Origin of the sequence: Nostoc sp. FACHB-280, from assembly GCF_014697615.1 — a bacterium.
Lineage (GTDB): Bacteria > Cyanobacteriota > Cyanobacteriia > Cyanobacteriales > Nostocaceae > Nostoc_B.
Window position 1 is genome coordinate 1 of record NZ_JACJSD010000032.1, and the last position, 15995, is coordinate 15995.

General features: G+C 39.7%; 19 protein-coding genes, 1 pseudogene and 1 riboswitch. Of the genes and pseudogenes, 10 read left to right on the plus strand and 10 right to left on the minus strand.

All coding sequences use genetic code 11. The features are described 5' to 3' along the window. Nucleotides 1–140 precede the first annotated feature (140 nt). The 6 genes and pseudogenes from H6G75_RS21275 to H6G75_RS21300 all read right to left on the minus strand — a co-directional run. Nucleotides 141–239: pseudogene (locus H6G75_RS21275) on the minus strand (Uma2 family endonuclease); the annotation flags it as partial. 116 nt (nucleotides 240–355) lie between these two features. Then, a complete protein-coding gene (locus tag H6G75_RS21280; protein WP_190982012.1) occupies nucleotides 356–1600 on the minus strand; it encodes a bifunctional sterol desaturase/short chain dehydrogenase in 1245 nt (414 codons plus the stop codon). 881 nt (nucleotides 1601–2481) lie between these two features. Beyond that, nucleotides 2482–2733, minus strand: coding sequence for a hypothetical protein (locus H6G75_RS21285; protein WP_190982077.1), 252 nt, complete (start codon nucleotides 2731–2733; stop codon nucleotides 2482–2484). Nucleotides 2734–3113: 380 nt separating this feature from the next. After that, nucleotides 3114–3749 (minus strand): hypothetical protein, encoded by a 636-nt coding sequence (locus tag H6G75_RS21290; protein WP_190982013.1) that lies wholly within the window; start codon nucleotides 3747–3749, stop codon nucleotides 3114–3116. Between the two features lie 117 nt (nucleotides 3750–3866). Continuing rightward, a complete protein-coding gene (locus tag H6G75_RS21295; RefSeq protein WP_190982014.1) occupies nucleotides 3867–4622 on the minus strand; it encodes an intradiol ring-cleavage dioxygenase in 756 nt (251 codons plus the stop codon). 251 nt (nucleotides 4623–4873) lie between these two features. Beyond that, entirely contained in the window at nucleotides 4874–5134 is a 261-nt protein-coding gene (locus H6G75_RS21300) for a hypothetical protein (RefSeq protein WP_190982015.1), read from the minus strand. Nucleotides 5135–5338: 204 nt separating this feature from the next. Here H6G75_RS21300 and H6G75_RS21305 point away from each other — a divergent pair, with 204 nt between their 5' ends. Together H6G75_RS21305 and H6G75_RS21310 are read left to right on the plus strand one after the other, a co-directional pair. After that, on the plus strand, nucleotides 5339–6022 hold the full coding sequence (locus tag H6G75_RS21305; RefSeq protein WP_190982016.1) for a winged helix-turn-helix domain-containing protein: 684 nt from the start codon (nucleotides 5339–5341) through the stop codon (nucleotides 6020–6022). Then, nucleotides 6019–7479, plus strand: coding sequence for an ATP-binding protein (locus tag H6G75_RS21310; RefSeq protein ID WP_190982017.1), 1461 nt, complete (start codon nucleotides 6019–6021; stop codon nucleotides 7477–7479). The genes H6G75_RS21305 and H6G75_RS21310 overlap by 4 nt, the downstream gene beginning before the upstream one ends. Before the next feature lie 246 nt (nucleotides 7480–7725). On the opposite strand, the gene H6G75_RS21315 is transcribed toward H6G75_RS21310, so the two are convergent. Beyond that, nucleotides 7726–7944, minus strand: coding sequence for a hypothetical protein (locus H6G75_RS21315; RefSeq protein WP_190592138.1), 219 nt, complete (start codon nucleotides 7942–7944; stop codon nucleotides 7726–7728). A gap of 228 nt (nucleotides 7945–8172) precedes the next feature. Here H6G75_RS21315 and H6G75_RS21320 point away from each other — a divergent pair, with 228 nt between their 5' ends. Beyond that, the gene (locus H6G75_RS21320; RefSeq protein ID WP_190982018.1) at nucleotides 8173–8487 is read left to right on the plus strand and encodes a threonine dehydratase; all 315 of its coding nucleotides are present in this window, start codon (nucleotides 8173–8175) and stop codon (nucleotides 8485–8487) included. Nucleotides 8488–8601: 114 nt separating this feature from the next. Here H6G75_RS21320 and H6G75_RS21325 read toward each other — a convergent pair whose 3' ends face one another. Next, nucleotides 8602–8970 carry a Crp/Fnr family transcriptional regulator gene (locus H6G75_RS21325; protein ID WP_190982075.1) on the minus strand — a complete coding sequence of 123 codons (369 nt, stop codon included), beginning with the start codon at nucleotides 8968–8970 and terminating at the stop codon, nucleotides 8602–8604. A gap of 526 nt (nucleotides 8971–9496) precedes the next feature. On the opposite strand from H6G75_RS21325, the gene H6G75_RS21330 reads away from it, so the two are divergent. Further along, on the plus strand, nucleotides 9497–9748 hold the full coding sequence (locus H6G75_RS21330; protein ID WP_190982019.1) for a DUF6464 family protein: 252 nt from the start codon (nucleotides 9497–9499) through the stop codon (nucleotides 9746–9748). An 88-nt stretch (nucleotides 9749–9836) separates the two neighbouring features. Here the strand turns inward: H6G75_RS21330 and H6G75_RS21335 are convergent, their stop codons facing one another. Further along, complete coding sequence (locus tag H6G75_RS21335; RefSeq protein WP_190982020.1) at nucleotides 9837–10433, minus strand: hypothetical protein; 597 nt, start codon at nucleotides 10431–10433, stop codon at nucleotides 9837–9839. Nucleotides 10434–11024: 591 nt separating this feature from the next. On the opposite strand from H6G75_RS21335, the gene H6G75_RS21340 reads away from it, so the two are divergent. Continuing rightward, on the plus strand, nucleotides 11025–11579 hold the full coding sequence (locus H6G75_RS21340; protein WP_190982021.1) for a methylmalonic aciduria and homocystinuria type D protein: 555 nt from the start codon (nucleotides 11025–11027) through the stop codon (nucleotides 11577–11579). Nucleotides 11580–11631: 52 nt separating this feature from the next. Here the strand turns inward: H6G75_RS21340 and H6G75_RS21345 are convergent, their stop codons facing one another. Further along, nucleotides 11632–12237: a thermonuclease family protein gene (locus H6G75_RS21345; protein WP_190982022.1), complete on the minus strand. Its 606-nt coding sequence runs from the start codon at nucleotides 12235–12237 to the stop codon at nucleotides 11632–11634. A gap of 88 nt (nucleotides 12238–12325) precedes the next feature. Further along, nucleotides 12326–12466, plus strand: a riboswitch (cobalamin riboswitch). A gap of 25 nt (nucleotides 12467–12491) precedes the next feature. On the opposite strand from H6G75_RS21345, the gene H6G75_RS21350 reads away from it, so the two are divergent. The 5 genes from H6G75_RS21350 to H6G75_RS21370 all read left to right on the plus strand — a co-directional run bounded on the left by H6G75_RS21350 (nucleotide 12492) and on the right by H6G75_RS21370 (nucleotide 15920). Next, nucleotides 12492–13271, plus strand: coding sequence for an energy-coupling factor ABC transporter permease (locus H6G75_RS21350; protein ID WP_190982023.1), 780 nt, complete (start codon nucleotides 12492–12494; stop codon nucleotides 13269–13271). Next, on the plus strand, nucleotides 13258–13560 hold the full coding sequence (locus tag H6G75_RS21355; RefSeq protein ID WP_190982024.1) for an energy-coupling factor ABC transporter substrate-binding protein: 303 nt from the start codon (nucleotides 13258–13260) through the stop codon (nucleotides 13558–13560). The genes H6G75_RS21350 and H6G75_RS21355 overlap by 14 nt, the downstream gene beginning before the upstream one ends. Then, the gene (cbiQ, locus tag H6G75_RS21360) at nucleotides 13557–14369 is read left to right on the plus strand and encodes a cobalt ECF transporter T component CbiQ (protein ID WP_190982025.1); all 813 of its coding nucleotides are present in this window, start codon (nucleotides 13557–13559) and stop codon (nucleotides 14367–14369) included. Before H6G75_RS21355 ends, cbiQ begins: the two co-directional genes overlap by 4 nt. Further along, nucleotides 14344–15180 carry an energy-coupling factor ABC transporter ATP-binding protein gene (locus tag H6G75_RS21365; protein ID WP_190982026.1) on the plus strand — a complete coding sequence of 279 codons (837 nt, stop codon included), beginning with the start codon at nucleotides 14344–14346 and terminating at the stop codon, nucleotides 15178–15180. Before cbiQ ends, H6G75_RS21365 begins: the two co-directional genes overlap by 26 nt. Nucleotides 15181–15251: 71 nt before the next feature. Further along, entirely contained in the window at nucleotides 15252–15920 is a 669-nt protein-coding gene (locus H6G75_RS21370; protein ID WP_190982027.1) for a Uma2 family endonuclease, read from the plus strand. Nucleotides 15921–15995: the final 75 nt, after the last annotated feature.

Genomic DNA, 15995 nt, shown 5'->3' on the forward strand with positions numbered 1-15995 from the left:
AACTGTCTTTGTGAGATCCCACCCTCTAAGTACGCATCAATTATTTTCTGCCGAAAGTCAAGTGAGTATGCTTTCATTTATATCTTCTCATAATCTATATCTTATCTAATTACTGTATCTCATTAGACTGGAAAACGCTATAATTCTCCATTAATAATTTCGTAGCGTGTCCACTCATTTTCAGGTAGAACCTCTATATCGTGGATTGTCCAGCGTACTCCTTCAATAGCTTGACTCATAATAGTTTCCGTTTAGCTGGTTGCCTGTCTTTGTTTCATTTTATCTGCTAGAACCGAGTCAGAATTATACATACGATCGCCATCCTACATTTTACTGATGAGCGATCGCATTAATTCTAGTTCTTGGCTTTACTAAACACGCGATAATACAGCCATGTACTAGTCTCCTTGAAGGGAAATAGCAAATACGTCAAGGGATTAATTGTCACGATAATATTGCGAAAGTCCCGGACTGCCAAAAATACAATGAATTTTGCCACTTGGGTGGCTGACATTACCCCATAAGGATTAAGTTGACTTTTAAACGGGCCGAGAATTAATTTGCGAATGATGCAATTACCTTCTAAACGTTTAAGGGTAATAATATTTCCCAAGGTGCGTTTACTCAGTTCATAAAGGGGACTCAGGGCTGGTGATACCTCTGCTTCCGAAGTATTCACCCAAATTTCCTTGGTGGCTTTGTCTTGTGGCCCTGTCACCGTTGTCATGAAGATATCCATCAACCGCAATGCTGAAAAAGTATTCACCTCATAAGATGAATTGATGGCTTCGGGTGTGCGATCGCCATAAACATTCACACCATGATTGATAATCAAAATATCGACTTTTTCTAACCTATCTCGCAGTTGTGCCTCATTGCCCAACTCCCAAGGAAGTACCATTACTCCTGTTTGAGTGTTTAGCTTCTCTGGATTTGTCGTAATAGCTACAACCTTGGCATTGTGTTTAATCAATTCTGCCGTTAACGCTTGTCCCAAAGTTCCCGATGCACCAGTTATGGCAATGGTTTTACCTTTAAGAGAAAGTGCTGTACCCAGAATTTTATCCACCAACGGAAACACACCACTGTAATAAGCATTTACATCATCAAAATGGTGTCGCCAATGGTAAGCACGATTTACCCACAAACTCGAAGGAATAATTTCTAAAGGGCCGGGTAAGTGATTATAGTCAGTATCAATTTTTCCTTGAAAATAGCGTACCGATGCCCCATACAAAAAGGTGCAAGCGTATAGTACCCCTAACCACAACCCCCATTGGTTCACTAATAAAGCCACTATTATCAAAACAAAGACTAAAAGCACCGACTCTACAATATCGTGGTAAAGCTGAGATTCTTGATAAATTTTGAGAGAAACTACCGATAAGTCTCGCCGATAGGCTGCATGGTGTTTGTTATGCCATTTAGCCAACCAACTCACTTTGTGACATAAAGCATGGTAAGTGTCCCTGAGTACCTCTGCCAGCAACAGCGAAAAAACACCCCAAGCTGCAAACTGTAACCAGTTATTTACCAGCAGCCAATTAATCTGTAAATTTGCTTCAATCACAGTCCAGTTTTCAGCTAACATCTTTATCATATTTTTCAGTATGCCATTATCTTAATCAATCTTTATATTCTGATAAGATTGGCAAACCTTGATGCAGTTAGTTGAAAATTTTCAATTCATTCATCCTGAATCACACAGACTGTAGCCACACAGGGCTGATACAGAACCCAAATTGGAGTGGCTGGGGAGTAGTGTCGTTTTCTTTAAGGTCGATACAGATAGACTGCAAGGGGTAAGGGAAAAGAATGAAAGACCGATGAATTCGTGAAATTGTATCCGAACTTACGCAGAATTTGTTCCCAATTCCCTACTCTACAAATGAATGTCATGTTTTATGGCTGTACTTTAGCTTTATTAATAAAGATAAGTCAGATAATAAGAAATACTAAAAGCAAACATTACTAAGATGACAGGAATTAAATGATTTAACTCTAACTTGCGTTTCTTAAGTATTTGCCAACAAGATAGAGGAATTATCAAAGGCCAAAAGAGAGTTGTAATTAAAGATACAAGCAAATACAAAAATTTCTCTTCTGGAGAAGATGCAGGATGACGTAGAGAGAATCTTAGCCAGTTACCAAAAAAATAGCAGGTCATCAAAAGATAAGTAATGAATAACGTTACAGTTACTGGCATTTGATTCATAATTCATTCCTTACTTAAGGCTATGCAAGTTTTTGTTAATGAATTATTATTTTTGCAGATTTTATGATCATATTTTGTAGCGAAGAGACAACAGATAAAACAGTAGTTCCACTTAATGCGAAAAAATTTGAGGAAGTAGGTTGCTACTAATTAAGGTCGTTATTTAACAAGCACATTTTTCTTACTGGCTTATAAAATGTGGTATTGAGCAGATATTAAGACATAGCTAAATTTGAGGGTGTAGTAAAAAAGCGCCAAATCTCACGTTAATTTAGTACATCTTTAACGCCTACCCAGCCAGTTATTTTTTTGTAGGATCTGACATAACTTGTAACAGGAAGGTTTTTTGGCAGTTCAGGTTTACTAGGTATTTCTTCTCTGATAACTTCTGCTAACAAACTAGGACGCTGACAACTTAATACAGGCATATCTTGCCAACAGTGGCGGCAAAACCAGGTAATTTCAGAACCACGCACATGTTGTAAGAGTACTTCCGAACAGCAAGGACAGTAATTCATATTTTTCTACAATGAATTGATATAAAAGGGTTTTAAAATTAAGGCAGTCACTTGCTTTAACTGTGGTCATTCAAATAACTGTCTGTATCTACGAGGATAGTTATGAAATATAAGAATGTTGTGAAGAAAATAATATTAATCAACTATTCGTAATATTTATACAACTTGGTTTAAGTAATAACCTCAGACTTTTATGAATAAAGGTTACAATTCTTAGATGTAGTGATCTGTTTTGATTGTTGAAATCATCTGTAAAGGCTGGAAATAGGAAAGAGCTTTTTTGGGTGTGCTGTATTTTGTCTGAAAAAACAGCGATAGAGTCTGTTCTATTTTTGGAAAACAAACTCTATCGCTGTATAGTTGCAATTAATTTTCTGACTCTATCTTCTTGCATCAGAACGATTTTCTTCAGGAGGATTAGCAGGAACACCCAAAGCATCCTTTAATTTTTGTTCACTGACACCCAACTTCTGGGCAGCGGCGGCAAAATCAGGGCGGGGTGGGCGTTGACCTTGTCCTTGCCCTTGTCCGGGAGGGTTAGCCGGAACACCCAAAGCATCTTTTAATTTTTGTTCACTGACACCCAACTTCTGGGCAGCAGCAGCAAAATCAGGGCGGGGTGGGCGTTGACCTTGTCCTTGCCCTTGTCCGGGAGGATTAGCCGGAACACCCAAAGCATCTTTTAATTTTTGTTCACTGACACCCAACTTCTGGGCAGCGGCGGCAAAATCAGGGCGGGGTGGGCGTTGACCTTGTCCTTGCCCTTGTCCGGGAGGATTAGCCGGAACACCCAAAGCATCTTTTAATTTTTGTTCACTGACACCCAACTTCTGGGCGGCAGCGGCAAAGTCGGGGCGGGGTGGGCGTTGACCTTCTGGTGGTTGGTTGGAAGGTTGTGAAGCTTGAGCAATTTTATACGCTGGATTAGCTGCATTGACTTGATTTAAGGAAATTACACCGAATGTACCAGCGAGAATGGAAATTGTAGCTACGAATGCGGCTTTGTTGAGTTTCATAATTATCCTCTAGAAAGTTAAGTTGTTGATGTTTTTTATTTAACCGAGTAAAAATTACAGTTCGCCCTGATTGTGGATTACATTTTTGTAATTTTTGTGCATAGTATTTTGCCAAAATTACGTCATTTGCAGTCCAACATCAAAAGAGGCGGTGTAACCTTTTCCATTGCTTTTCAGCTTGAGTAACATTTGTTCGCCACCATCTTGAAAAATTCCGTCATCAGCATTCTTGATAGTGCGCTGTCCTTTGCTGACGTAAGGTGCTTGGGTGTAAATGCGATCGCTCATCGCATCGTCAAAATATAATTGCGATGTAAACTCATATTTCTCTTGTGTACGCACCTTCAAGTGGATATGCACAGTTCTCCCTTCATACCAACCAGGGTAAATAGTTGTGAACTGGACATTCCCCTGAGCGTCGGTGACTTGATAACCACGCAAGAACTTTTTACCCACAGTATTAAAACTTTGGTCTGTCACATCAGAATAAACACCCAACGCATCACAGTGCCAAATATCGACAATGGCACCTGCAACGGGTGTACAGCCAGTACTGCCAACCTGAGAAATGTGCAGTGTTAATTGCAGAGGTACACCTGCTTTGATTGCACCATCAGCAGGATCAATGCGAATATCAGAACGATTGAGTTTCTCATCCACAAAATATGGCCCTTCGGTTTGCTGTGGACTGAGAACACAACTAGGTGATGTTGCAGACTTGACTGTAGATGATACTGGCACAGATGCACTGATTTGTTCTTGTGTAGAAACAGATTTTCTCGGTATACAACCCACAACAAAGATTGCAGTTCCGGCTGCTCTAAATAAACCCAGTGCCTCTCTGCGATTTAATAGACGATTTTTGGTATTCATAAACTCTAGTAAGACTTATGTACAAAGATTATCTGTGGAGACTGGGTGAAGGGGTTTAAGAGGGTGTTTGAAAAGTGGTTGGTTGTGATTATTAGCACTTCTTGATCCCCCCTAACCCCCCTTTTTAAGGGGGGAAATGCTTTAAAGTCACCCTTTTTTAAGGGGGATTTAGGGGGATCTAAAATGTTTGGCTACTAACAATAGGACTTTTAAAACATCCTCTAAGGGTTTTAGATAAGTAAAGTCAAAATTCAAAAGTTGTCTTTCTTGTGACTATTTAAGTCTTGCTGAGAATTTGGGTTTTGACGATTACTTTGAGGGAGATTCTTTTTTGCTTGTGGACGGACTTGGCGACGTTTAATTTGTGGTTTTTTATTAGTTATTGGTTGTCCTGTAATATTTGTATTATGCACAGAAGTAGCATCGGCATTTGCTGAATTAGTTCCCACAAATCCAGAGGTTCCAATCATCAAAGGAATTATTGCTATACCTAATACTCTACGAATATTCATTATAATTAACCTCAAAATTTGCTGTAGCTGATATTTATGATTAAGCCATCTCAAAATGACAGACAGGCTATTTTCTCCATTACATTTTTGTAATTTGCTAAATTCTGAAGATTTGAGATAATAGTGGTATAAATTACAGATTTGTAATTTTAGTCACAAGAGGACAAATCTATAATGAAATCATCATTGAATTAGAGAAGACTTGTGAACGTTCTGTTTGTCGAAGATGAAGCAAAAATTGCGAACTTCGTCCGGGCTGGACTGAAGGAGCAAGGATTTGTCGTAGACTATTGCGACAACGGTGATGAGGGATATCTGCGAGCAATGGATAATGAATACGATGCCATTATTCTTGACATTATGGTGCCAGGAAAAGATGGACTGTCGATTCTCAAACAACTACGGCGAGAAGGGCGGAATGCTCCGGTAATTTTGTTAACAGCACGTAATGAATTAGACGATCGCCTGGCTGGTTTAAACTTGGGAGCCGATGATTACATTGCTAAACCTTTTTTTGTGGAAGAATTAGCGGCGCGGATTCATGCGGTGGTGCGTCGGAGTGTGGGCGATCGCCAAAATTTATTGACGGTTGGCTCAATCAAACTCGATCGCATCGCGCGGGAAGTCACTTGCAATCAACGCGCCATCGAACTTACTAGCCGCGAATTTAATTTACTGGAATATCTGATGCGTTCTCCCGGAAGAGTTTTTACCCGTACCCAAATCTTAGAACATATTTGGGGTTACGATTTTAACCCTAATACCAATGTTGTGGATGTGTGTATTCAGCGCATTCGCAAAAAAATTGAGCCGATTGATGAAACAAATTGGATTGAAAGTATTCGCGGCGTTGGCTATCGGTTTCGCAAACCAGAGAATCAATCGTGAAACATCTGCGATCGTTTCGACTCCGGATTGCGTTGTTATCTGCGGCTTTAGCTGGTACTACCTTGGTAGGTTTTGGTGCAATATCCTGGTTTCAGATTTACAATGCCAAAATTAGCCGCTTAGATGGCGAACTGTTAAATCAGTTAATCCGCGCCAATCGTCCCCCAGAACCAGGAAAGGAACCTCCCCGCCCAGAATTTTTACCTGTTGGCTTGGGTACAAATACCAAAATTCCTGTCGCCTTACTGGTGCTGAATACTGAGGGTAAAACCGTCTACGAATTTAACTCCTTAACTGGGGATACTGAGGTGAAAAATCTCTTGGTGAAGCGTTTAGAGTTAGCACCTGCACCGCCAGATATTCCCCGACAAAGAAGACCTGTAATTTTCGGCGCAAATCCGCCAGGACAACCACCACCGCGCCCAAATCCCCCACAATTTGTTACAGAACACACCGCGAAAGAAACTTGGCGAATTGGTGCATTGAAGTTTCCGAATTCTCAGGTAGCGGTTGCTGTCAGCTTACAACCCGTAAATCAAGAAATGGCCAGTATCCGCTATATTTTCTTGGTGTTAATTCCAGGGGCTTTACTGCTAGTGGCGGCTGGGGCTTGGTTTGTTTCTGGTGGGGCGTTACGTCCGATTCACGAATTAACGGGTGTCATTCAACAGGTAACAGTGCAAGGGTTAGATCAGCGTATTCCCACTGAGACAACAGATTTAGAATTTGTGGAACTGATTCAGGTGTTTAACCAAATGTTAGAACGTCTGGAACGCAGTTTTACCCAAGCTTCCCGCTTTAGTGCAGATGCAGCCCATGAACTGAAAACTCCATTAACTATTTTGCAAGGTGAATTAGAACAATCGCTCCAACAAGTTGAGCCAGGAAGTGATGTACAGCAACGTTTAACCAATTTACTGGATGAAGTGCATCGTTTAAGTACAATTATGCGGAAACTCTTGCTGCTGTCTTTGGCGGATGCAGGCAAAATGGGCTTGTATTTGGTGGATGTCAATATGTCTGAGTTGTTACAGGAGATGATTGAAGATGTAGAATTGCTGGCTCCTCAGTTGAATGTGCAAGCTAATATTCCTGAGAATTTGCGGGTAAAAGGCGATCGCGATTTACTTATGCAAGTTATACAAAACCTGCTGAGTAACGCAATTAAATATAATTTTGCTGATGGTTGGATTAAAATTCAGGCACATCAAACCCAAAAAAATCTTAAAATAACTGTTACCAATTCATCAAAAGATATTTTACCCAGCGATCGCGATCGGTTGTTTGAACGCTTTTATCGTGGTGATCCAGCCCGTACCCGGAAAGTAGAAGGTATTGGACTGGGACTCAGCCTCGCCCGTGAAATTGTCCGGGCGCACCGTGGCGAACTAGTCCTAGATTCTTCCACTTCTGGTCAAACAGGGTTTAGTCTCACTTTACCAATTGCATCATCTTGAATAGGGCTTATATTGTGTCCGGTCAATTACTTATTATTAAGGCCGTAGAGGGGAGAATTTTAATATTTCTGCACAGATTTACCGAATTATCACTGATATTACGCAGAGAATCACAGATGATTTCAATGAAATCATCTGATGTTAATACACAGCACTTTGCTATAAGAAAACGTTCTACCTCGGAAGTATTTATTAGCTTGATAAAATCAGCGACCAACTAAACAAACTTATGACCAATCAACCGCCTTAAACCTTGGATGTGGGTTTTAAAAATAACCATGCTACAAAAAATGTAGCAGCTGTGAATAGTTGCGTTAAATCCAAAGCAGAGAGATAACCATCTGCAAAAGAAGCGATACTGCGATCGGTAATGCCAAAGACCCAAGAAGAGAGTCCAAATAGCCAAATCCCATTCTTGAGATTGCCTACGAACTCTTTAGAGTCGGATGTTTTTTGGTCTTTCATGTCTTCTACTCCGATGGTGGAAAATCCAGTATCCGCAAATGAGAACGTTTTAATTTTTGACACTGATTTATAACTATATTAATAAATATTTCTTGATATTGACTAAACTGCCAAAAGATACATCTCATAGATGAATTATCGACATTTGGTAGTTATACCCGTGGGAGAATACCTAACCAGGACTAAATTAAGTCACAATAGCAGTAGGCAATCATAGAGGGTGCTGCTATGGATCGTCTAATTCAAATTCTTCGGAATGTCTTTATTCGCCTTGAAGGTTATTTTTCTGTAGTTTTCAAGGGCATTTTCGGTTTTTTCAGTGGTATTTTTGGCTTTTTTGGGAAAGTTTTCGGGTTTAGTAACTCTAGCTCTAGTTATTACTTGGAATCTGATGCGGCGCAAACTCTCAAGCGAGTTTCAGAAGAACCGACAAAAACAGAGCAGAAAACTACCTCGGAAACACCTTCCTTTACCCGTCGTCGTTCTCAGAAAAAAGTAGAGGACTATTACCTCAACATGGCGCGTGATGTTGGCAAGAAGTAAAAGTTAACTTGCAATATCAATCATCGTCAGGTGGGCAATGTTTACAACATAACAGTCTGTTGAAACCCGATTGTGAACTATTGCCCACTTGATTTTAAACCGAGTCACACTCACTTATACCATGTGTTGCAATCGAGACAAACGCTCTGAATAGTTTTTGATGACGTGGAGTGCAAACATAGGTGTTTCTTGAACAGCGAAGAGAAATCTTCTTTCATCCAAAGAGACAAGTTTACATTCAGTTTTAGCGATCGCAGTATAAGTCCGATTTTTAATACCTACAAGTACCCCCGTGCCAAACACATCACCAGTTGTAATTGTCTCTACAACTTTGCCGTTAACTAAAATGTTAATTTCTCCTGCAATAATACCAAACATAAAATCACCAGCCTGTCCTTCTGTAAAGATGATCTGACCTGCTGCATATATTTGAGGTTCGGCTTGTTTTTGAAATATCTCGATGGTGACGACTGGATTTAACAACATTATAGGAATACCAAACTTATACTTGGGCGATACAATAAACCAGAGTAGATTATACTACTACGGTCTGAGATGTTAGTGATACACTCAACAGATATTCATGCACTTTATTACAAGGTTTAGAAACCTGGAGTAGTCTTATTTGAGATAGGAAGAATAGAGACAAGGTAGACAAGGTAGATAGATATTTGATTTGTAAAAATCGAGAGGCTCAGATACCCGGCTTCTTAAAGAAGTCAGGTTTCTTTTGGTTTACGAATGATTTTGGACTGCTATATATTTTATTTTTGCAAAAATCAGAACAACCAGAAATGACTTTTTTCCTACTCTCTGAGTATATCAGTAAATTCAAAAAATTAAGCGAATTACTATATCTTTAGATACTAGTATTTTCTGTATATATATCCTTTTTTGCTAATTATTGTTCGTTTTTATTTACTAAAAATAAATTGCTAATGACGGATGAATAAATATTTCAATATCGCTAAAATCATTGACAAGCTTGGATTTTAGCTAGGTGTTGAATATGCGACGTATAGCTGATTTTATGTTGATGATTGTTTGTGGTGGGGTTTGGTATTTGCTGGGAATTATATCAACAATCGCTACACCACCAATGGAAGTTAGAGAAGAAAGTCAAAGTCGCAAACCCCAAAATTTGCTTGATAAAAGTGATTGTTTATATAATGCGCGATCGCCTTATATTCAATGTGCTGTAAATCCAACTGAATTGTGTGATCAATGTATTTATTTTGTGGAATATAGCAATCCTAAATAATTGATAAGCATCTCTCTCTTGTCTCTGTTGCTCACTCATCAAATAGGACTGCTATTTTCTCAGAAAACTTATCTCTAATTCTGTAAAACTAAATTGAACCCAAACCCGATTTAAGAGTAAAATAAGCAGCACAGAATCGACCGCCCTCTGGATGTTTGAGTACGGCTTTTCCTAAGTAAAAATTATCATCAATTTGAACTAATTGGTCTACCAATTCCCGAATCAGAAATGGGGGGTTCTCTGGTAAATCGAAACTCAAGCGTAAAACTTCAATATCTGGTTCTAATAAACACTGACCACGGGATGTCTGAAATTTAAATGCCAGGGTTCTTCCTCTCGTATCTGCCACATAACCATTATAGAAAGGCCAAATTAAGCGCCCTAGTAATAACCCATCATTGGTAAAAATATTATCACCAGTATTATTGTTGGCATCAAATGTCTTACCCTCCCAAGGTAGCCACATTTTTGTGATGATATCTAACCAACTATCTAAAACTGGATTGAAATTAGCAGTCAAAAACTCACCCCAATAGCGACCGTTTAAAGTTGGTTCTGGAACTTTACCTTGGCGATAAATCTTATCTAAGGCTGCGATTCCACCTTTTTGGTCAGATTTCAATTGTCTTTTAGCTACTTCCAGTTCTGCGCTTAAATTAACCTTGAGTTGCTGATCAATATTCATGAGTAGCCTCACTGAGTTTAGTTGATTCCTGAAAGCTAGGATTGACGCAATGAAGGAAATTTCACTATTGGGACTCAATCAAGTAACTGCTTCTATTATTACAATTCACAACGGCAGATTCAGTCACCAGCGCCAGATTGAGTAAATTTACCTGAAGCGTTCAACTTAATTATCCACCTCAGACTTCCCCAGACAGTACACTTGACTACCGTTGAATTTTTAACTTTTGCCAATTTGGCAAACAAATTGTTGTGAATACTGATATTGTTTGTATTGTGCAAGGGGTGTACCAGAAGTTGTCCTGACTTTATGGTTGGGGCAACTTCTCCAAAAATATCACCAGCAGGAAAAGTAGTACATATAAACTGAAGAGCCTCAGCAGTCTAAAATATTGATACCGAGAGTGTTAATGCTAAGTTTTAAATAAGGTTAATAAACGATAAAAATTAAATTAAAAATTCATAATCTATATATATAAATTGCAATAAAATTTGACTGCTGGGCGAAAATTGATGGTTTTTATAAAGTCTTAAGAGTTATTATCGATCCCAAGGAATAAATTAACAACTTGTAAAAAACCATATCAATTTAGTGAACTACCCAAGCGTTTACATTTCGGAACAAACCAGTCCCATAAATTTAACTGGCGATATGGGACAAGCTGTGCAAATTTCTATTCATGCACCGAGCCAATATATATGTACTAATTGCGAACGGATATTACCAGATTGGCAACAAGAACCCTTTTTTTGGGTTGTGATTGTTTTGCAACGATCGCAATTTTCTTTAGTGGAAAGTACCAAAGAAATCGAGGCGGAGAAACAAAAGTTACGCCAAAAGTTTATGGGATTTGGTTGTGATGTGGCTTTTGAATTGCGCGATCGCGGCTATCTCACAGACTTAATTGATCCACGTACTGGCTATCCTTTACTTTCTCGTCCCGGTGCGATACCGCACAATGATACTGCTGTAGTCAAAGCTTTACTTGGCTATCCAGTCATTAAAAATAAATGCTGTGTGCTGGTTCATCCAATTTGGGGTACAGCAGTTTATCCAAGTATTTTAATCTCCGCCGCACCCCCAACCTTGATTGAATTTGTCGTCAAAGAAATCGCCTGTCAACATGGATGGGAAGAGGAAGCCTGAAGTGTGAAAGTTTTTTTCAAGGATTTTTATGATCCAGACATTAGTAATGATTTTACTTCTTCCTCCGGTTGGTGAGCGAAGCCGAACCACTGCCTTCTTTTGCAAGACTGCGATATTCCCAAGGATTGGTAAATTTGCTATCACTCCAAACACCTATTTTTTGCTGTTGTGCTTGTGCTTCTGCTTTTTGAACTAAATCTTTACTCGGACATTTGTTTAAATAAGGGCGATAAACCTTAGCTAAACCTTCTTTTAATAAGACTTCTTGGACAAAAGTACCATCTTTTAAGCGGACTTCTGCAACCTTTCTGCCATAGCGATCGCTATCTGTGATGTTCAAAATAACGCGATCGCCTGATTGTTTTACTAATTGTTGTAAGCGTGCTTGTGCTTTGGCACCCCAGTCAAATTGATTGCGATCGCTGGCGAGTTTACTGTTCCTTTCTTTCTGCGAATGGGGTACTTCTGGCGCATCAATACAAGCAAAGCGCACATTGAATTTAAGTCCTTTTGCATCTTTGACAGCTAAAGTATCCCCATCACTCACCCGTTCTACCAAGTCTCCAGAAGCACCAAAGAATTTATCGCAACTCACCAAACCCAAAACCATCAAAGTTGCACTTAGCCAAAGTACCATCTGTTTTGTTAATTTCTGCATTCAACCTCACCTAACTCTGATGGATGATACTATATTTGATTTTTGAAATAGATGCGGCTTTGATGGAAGTGCCAACATTAAAAATAGTGATATATTTACTGAGATCGGTTCTAATGGGGAACAGCCATTAGACGTAAGGGGGAAAGTTCGGTGTAAATCCGGCACTGTCCCGCAACTGTGAACCAAAATTGGGTGAGTCAGGATGCCCGCCGATATAACTGAATATATTTACATAAATCTGCGAGGTACAGATTATGAACCGAAAAAAGCAGGCTTTAGCTAGTCTATGCCTGATGACAGTAATTAGTTTTTATTTAGTAGTTGGTTTACCCAAACCCGCCTACGCAATGCACATTATGGAAGGTTTTTTACCAGTGCAGTGGGCGATTTTTTGGTGGGTTGTCGCATTGCCGTTTTTTTTATTAGGGTTGCGGAGTTTGACGCGCATTACCCAAGCCAACCCCCAGCTTAAACTATTACTCGGCTTGGCGGGTGCGTTTACTTTTGTACTTTCCGCGTTGAAAATTCCTTCGGTTACAGGTAGCTGTTCTCATCCTACCGGCACAGGGTTAGGTGCGGTGCTGTTTGGCCCCTTAACCATGTCGGTTTTGGGTAGTTTAGTATTGTTGTTTCAGGCTTTGTTGTTAGCACATGGCGGTTTGACAACTTTGGGTGCAAATGCTTTTTCGATGGCGATCGCCGGGCCATTTGCCGCTTACTGGATATATAATTTCACAATTAAATTAGGTGGTAAAGAAAAAATTGCCATATTTCTCGCCGCCGCAGTCTCAGATTTACTCACCTACATTATTACTTCTATCCAACTCGCCTTAGCTTTTCCCGCGCCTGTTGGTGGCTTCATTGCTTCATTCACCAAATTCGCCGGAATTTTTGCCTTAACGCAAGTTCCTCTCGCAATTAGTGAAGGATTGCTAACTGTATTAGTGTGGAATTGGTTGCAATCTTATAATCCTCAAGAATTAGAATTGCTGAAATTAATTAAACGGGAACCTCAAGGAAATGAATCAGTCTAAAAAAGGGTTGAGTAACTGGTTATTAGTATTAGCTGTATTAGCTTTAGCTGTTGCACCATTAATCTTTGTCCGTGGTGGTGAATTTAGTGGTTCTGATGGCAAAGCTGAAGAAGAAATTAATAAAATTCAACCAGAATATAAACCTTGGTTCAAATCAATTTTTGAACCAGCTAGTGGGGAAATAGAAAGCTTATTATTTGCTTCGCAAGCGGCTTTGGGTGCGGGAGTAATTGGTTACGCCATTGGCTTATATAAAGGCCGTTCCCAACAACAAAAGCATGAAGAATGAGTTTGCAATTAGATACATTAGCTTATACTAATCGGTTGCGAAAATTACCCCCAGAGCATAAACTAATTTTTGCCTTGACTACTCTTGCTATTGCCCTTACCACCCATCCATTCGTGCAGATTTTAATAGCAATTTGGATGGGTGTTTGGACAATTGTTTATGCCAAAATTCCGGCTGGGATTTATTTTCGTTTGTTATTATTTACCATCGTTTTTTGTTTGACTAGTTTACCAGCCTTGATCATCAATGGTGTGTCAATTAATGATTTGCCAAAGGTGCAATTAGATGCTTTATATGGGCTAACCTTTGGGCAATTTTATATTTATGTCAGTCATCATGGCAGCCTGCAAGCCTGGTCAATATTCACCAGAGCTTTAGCCTCAGTTTCTTGCTTATATTTTCTCATGTTAACTGTTCCGTTTACAGAAATCTTACAAACTTTGCGTTACTTGCGATTTCCGGTGCTGTTAACTGATTTGTTATTACTGATGTATCGGTTTATTTTCATTTTGCTGAATACAGCCAATGAAATATGGACAGCGCAGAATTCTCGTGGTGGCTATCGCACTTGGCGTATTTGGATGAAAAGTTTAGCCATATTAATTGGACAACTTTTACAGCGCACCTTACAAAGATATAGTCAGTTTTCTCTGGGTTTAGAAGCGCGGGGTTTCACTGGGGAATTGCGAGTTTGGCATCCTCGCCGCTATCATCCCCAAACCAGATATATCATCGAAGCAATTTGCGGCTGTATTGGTTTAATCGGATTGGAATTTTGGCGGAATGCAGGAATATTTATTAGAATTTGAGCAAGTATGTTACACCTATTCCGGCGCACAGCAATCAGCTTTAAATGGTCTTAACTTAAAAGTTCCATTTGGTAAAAGATGTGCGCTAATTGGGCAGAATGGTTGTGGGAAAACTACGTTATTTTTATTAGCTAATGGTTTATATAAACCTGATAAGGGTGTTGTGCGGTGGCGTGGAGAACCGTTAAATTATCATCGCAATTATCTGGGGAAATTGCGTCAACAAGTCGGGCTAATCTTTCAAGATCCCGAACAGCAGTTAGTGGCTGCTACTGTGGAAGAAGATATATCTTATGGTTTGTGTAATTTAGGCTTGCCAGTTGCAGAAATTCAAGACCGAGTAGAACAAATATTAGTAGAGTTTGGGTTGACAGCTTTAGCAGAAAGACCAGTACATCATTTAAGTTTAGGACAAAAAAAGCGCGTTTCTATAGCAGATGTAATGGTATTGAATCCAGAATTATTATTATTAGATGAACCGACAGCTTATTTAGATGTGAAACATACGCGAAATTTGCTGAAAACTCTGCAAAAAATTCATCGAGATGGCACAACTTTAATGATGGCAACCCACGATTTAGATTTGGTATATCGTTGGGCAGATTGGGTTTTTGTGATGGATAAAGGACAACTGATTCTAGAAGGTGAACCGCAAGATGTATTGAGTCAGCGTGCTTTATTAGAAGAGTTAGAATTAGGCGTACCTTTGATATATGAAATGTTATTTGATGGGTTAGCGGATGAGGATGAAGCCGTTAGAGAAAGAGTGCGGCACAGAATATTAAAATTATTTCATGATTTTGCATCGTGATATGAGCAATAGTTATTAATAACTGTGGTTTGCTAAAGTGAGAAGTATATAACAAATCCCAAGCTTGGCAAATGGTGAAAACACAAGCAATACCTCCTTTGGAAAGTGGCGATCGCTTAACTCGTCCTGAATTTGAACGTCGTTATGATGCTGCAACCCATATCAGGAAAGCAGAATTGATTGAAGGAATTGTTTACGTGGCCTCTCCCTTAAGACATGAACAGCATGGTAAACCCCACAGTCGAGTGATGACTTGGTTAGGAGTCTATCAAGCCATGACTCCTGGTGTTGACTTGAGTGTTGAACCAACAGTCAGATTAGATTTAGATAACGAACCCCAACCAGATGCAGTGCTGTTTATTGAATCTGCGGCGGGTGGACAAACTCGATTAAGCCATGACGGTTACATTGAAGGTTCTCCCGAATTGATTGTGGAAATTGCTGCTAGTAGCGTCTCAATTGATACGGGTATTAAAAAGCAAGTTTATCGCCGGAATGGGGTGTTAGAGTATGTGATTTGGCAATCTTATGAAAATAAACTGGAATGGTTTCGCTTAGTTGATGGCGAGTATCAATTACTATCTCCTGGTGCAGATGGAATTATTCGTTCTCAGGTGTTTCCGGGGTTGTGGTTGGCAGTGGAGGCGCTGTTAAATAATCAGATGGCGCGAGTTTTGGAGGTGGTACAGGAGGGGTTGAAGTCGGCGGAATATGCTGCGTTTGTGCAGCGATTTGTTTAACGTAGACGCGAAGCGGCTTCCAGAATGGTACCGCAAAGGACGCATAGACGCGATAGCGGCTTCCCGCAGGGTAGG

What these genes read in the sequence shown, in the direction of transcription:
- H6G75_RS21280 (WP_190982012.1), bottom strand. Translation starts at nt 1,600, where the DNA reads ATGATAAAGATGTTAGCTGAAAACTGGACTGTGATTGAAGCAAATTTA.
- H6G75_RS21285 (WP_190982077.1), bottom strand. Translation starts at nt 2,733, where the DNA reads ATGAATTACTGTCCTTGCTGTTCGGAAGTACTCTTACAACATGTGCGT.
- H6G75_RS21290 (WP_190982013.1), bottom strand. Translation starts at nt 3,749, where the DNA reads ATGAAACTCAACAAAGCCGCATTCGTAGCTACAATTTCCATTCTCGCT.
- H6G75_RS21295 (WP_190982014.1), bottom strand. Translation starts at nt 4,622, where the DNA reads ATGAATACCAAAAATCGTCTATTAAATCGCAGAGAGGCACTGGGTTTA.
- H6G75_RS21300 (WP_190982015.1), bottom strand. Translation starts at nt 5,134, where the DNA reads ATGAATATTCGTAGAGTATTAGGTATAGCAATAATTCCTTTGATGATT.
- H6G75_RS21315 (WP_190592138.1), bottom strand. Translation starts at nt 7,944, where the DNA reads ATGAAAGACCAAAAAACATCCGACTCTAAAGAGTTCGTAGGCAATCTC.
- H6G75_RS21320 (WP_190982018.1), top strand. Translation starts at nt 8,173, where the DNA reads ATGGATCGTCTAATTCAAATTCTTCGGAATGTCTTTATTCGCCTTGAA.
- H6G75_RS21330 (WP_190982019.1), top strand. Translation starts at nt 9,497, where the DNA reads ATGCGACGTATAGCTGATTTTATGTTGATGATTGTTTGTGGTGGGGTT.
- H6G75_RS21335 (WP_190982020.1), bottom strand. Translation starts at nt 10,433, where the DNA reads ATGAATATTGATCAGCAACTCAAGGTTAATTTAAGCGCAGAACTGGAA.
- H6G75_RS21345 (WP_190982022.1), bottom strand. Translation starts at nt 12,237, where the DNA reads ATGCAGAAATTAACAAAACAGATGGTACTTTGGCTAAGTGCAACTTTG.
- H6G75_RS21350 (WP_190982023.1), top strand. Translation starts at nt 12,492, where the DNA reads ATGAACCGAAAAAAGCAGGCTTTAGCTAGTCTATGCCTGATGACAGTA.
- H6G75_RS21355 (WP_190982024.1), top strand. Translation starts at nt 13,258, where the DNA reads ATGAATCAGTCTAAAAAAGGGTTGAGTAACTGGTTATTAGTATTAGCT.
- cbiQ (WP_190982025.1), top strand. Translation starts at nt 13,557, where the DNA reads ATGAGTTTGCAATTAGATACATTAGCTTATACTAATCGGTTGCGAAAA.
- H6G75_RS21365 (WP_190982026.1), top strand. Translation starts at nt 14,344, where the DNA reads ATGCAGGAATATTTATTAGAATTTGAGCAAGTATGTTACACCTATTCC.
- H6G75_RS21370 (WP_190982027.1), top strand. Translation starts at nt 15,252, where the DNA reads ATGGTGAAAACACAAGCAATACCTCCTTTGGAAAGTGGCGATCGCTTA.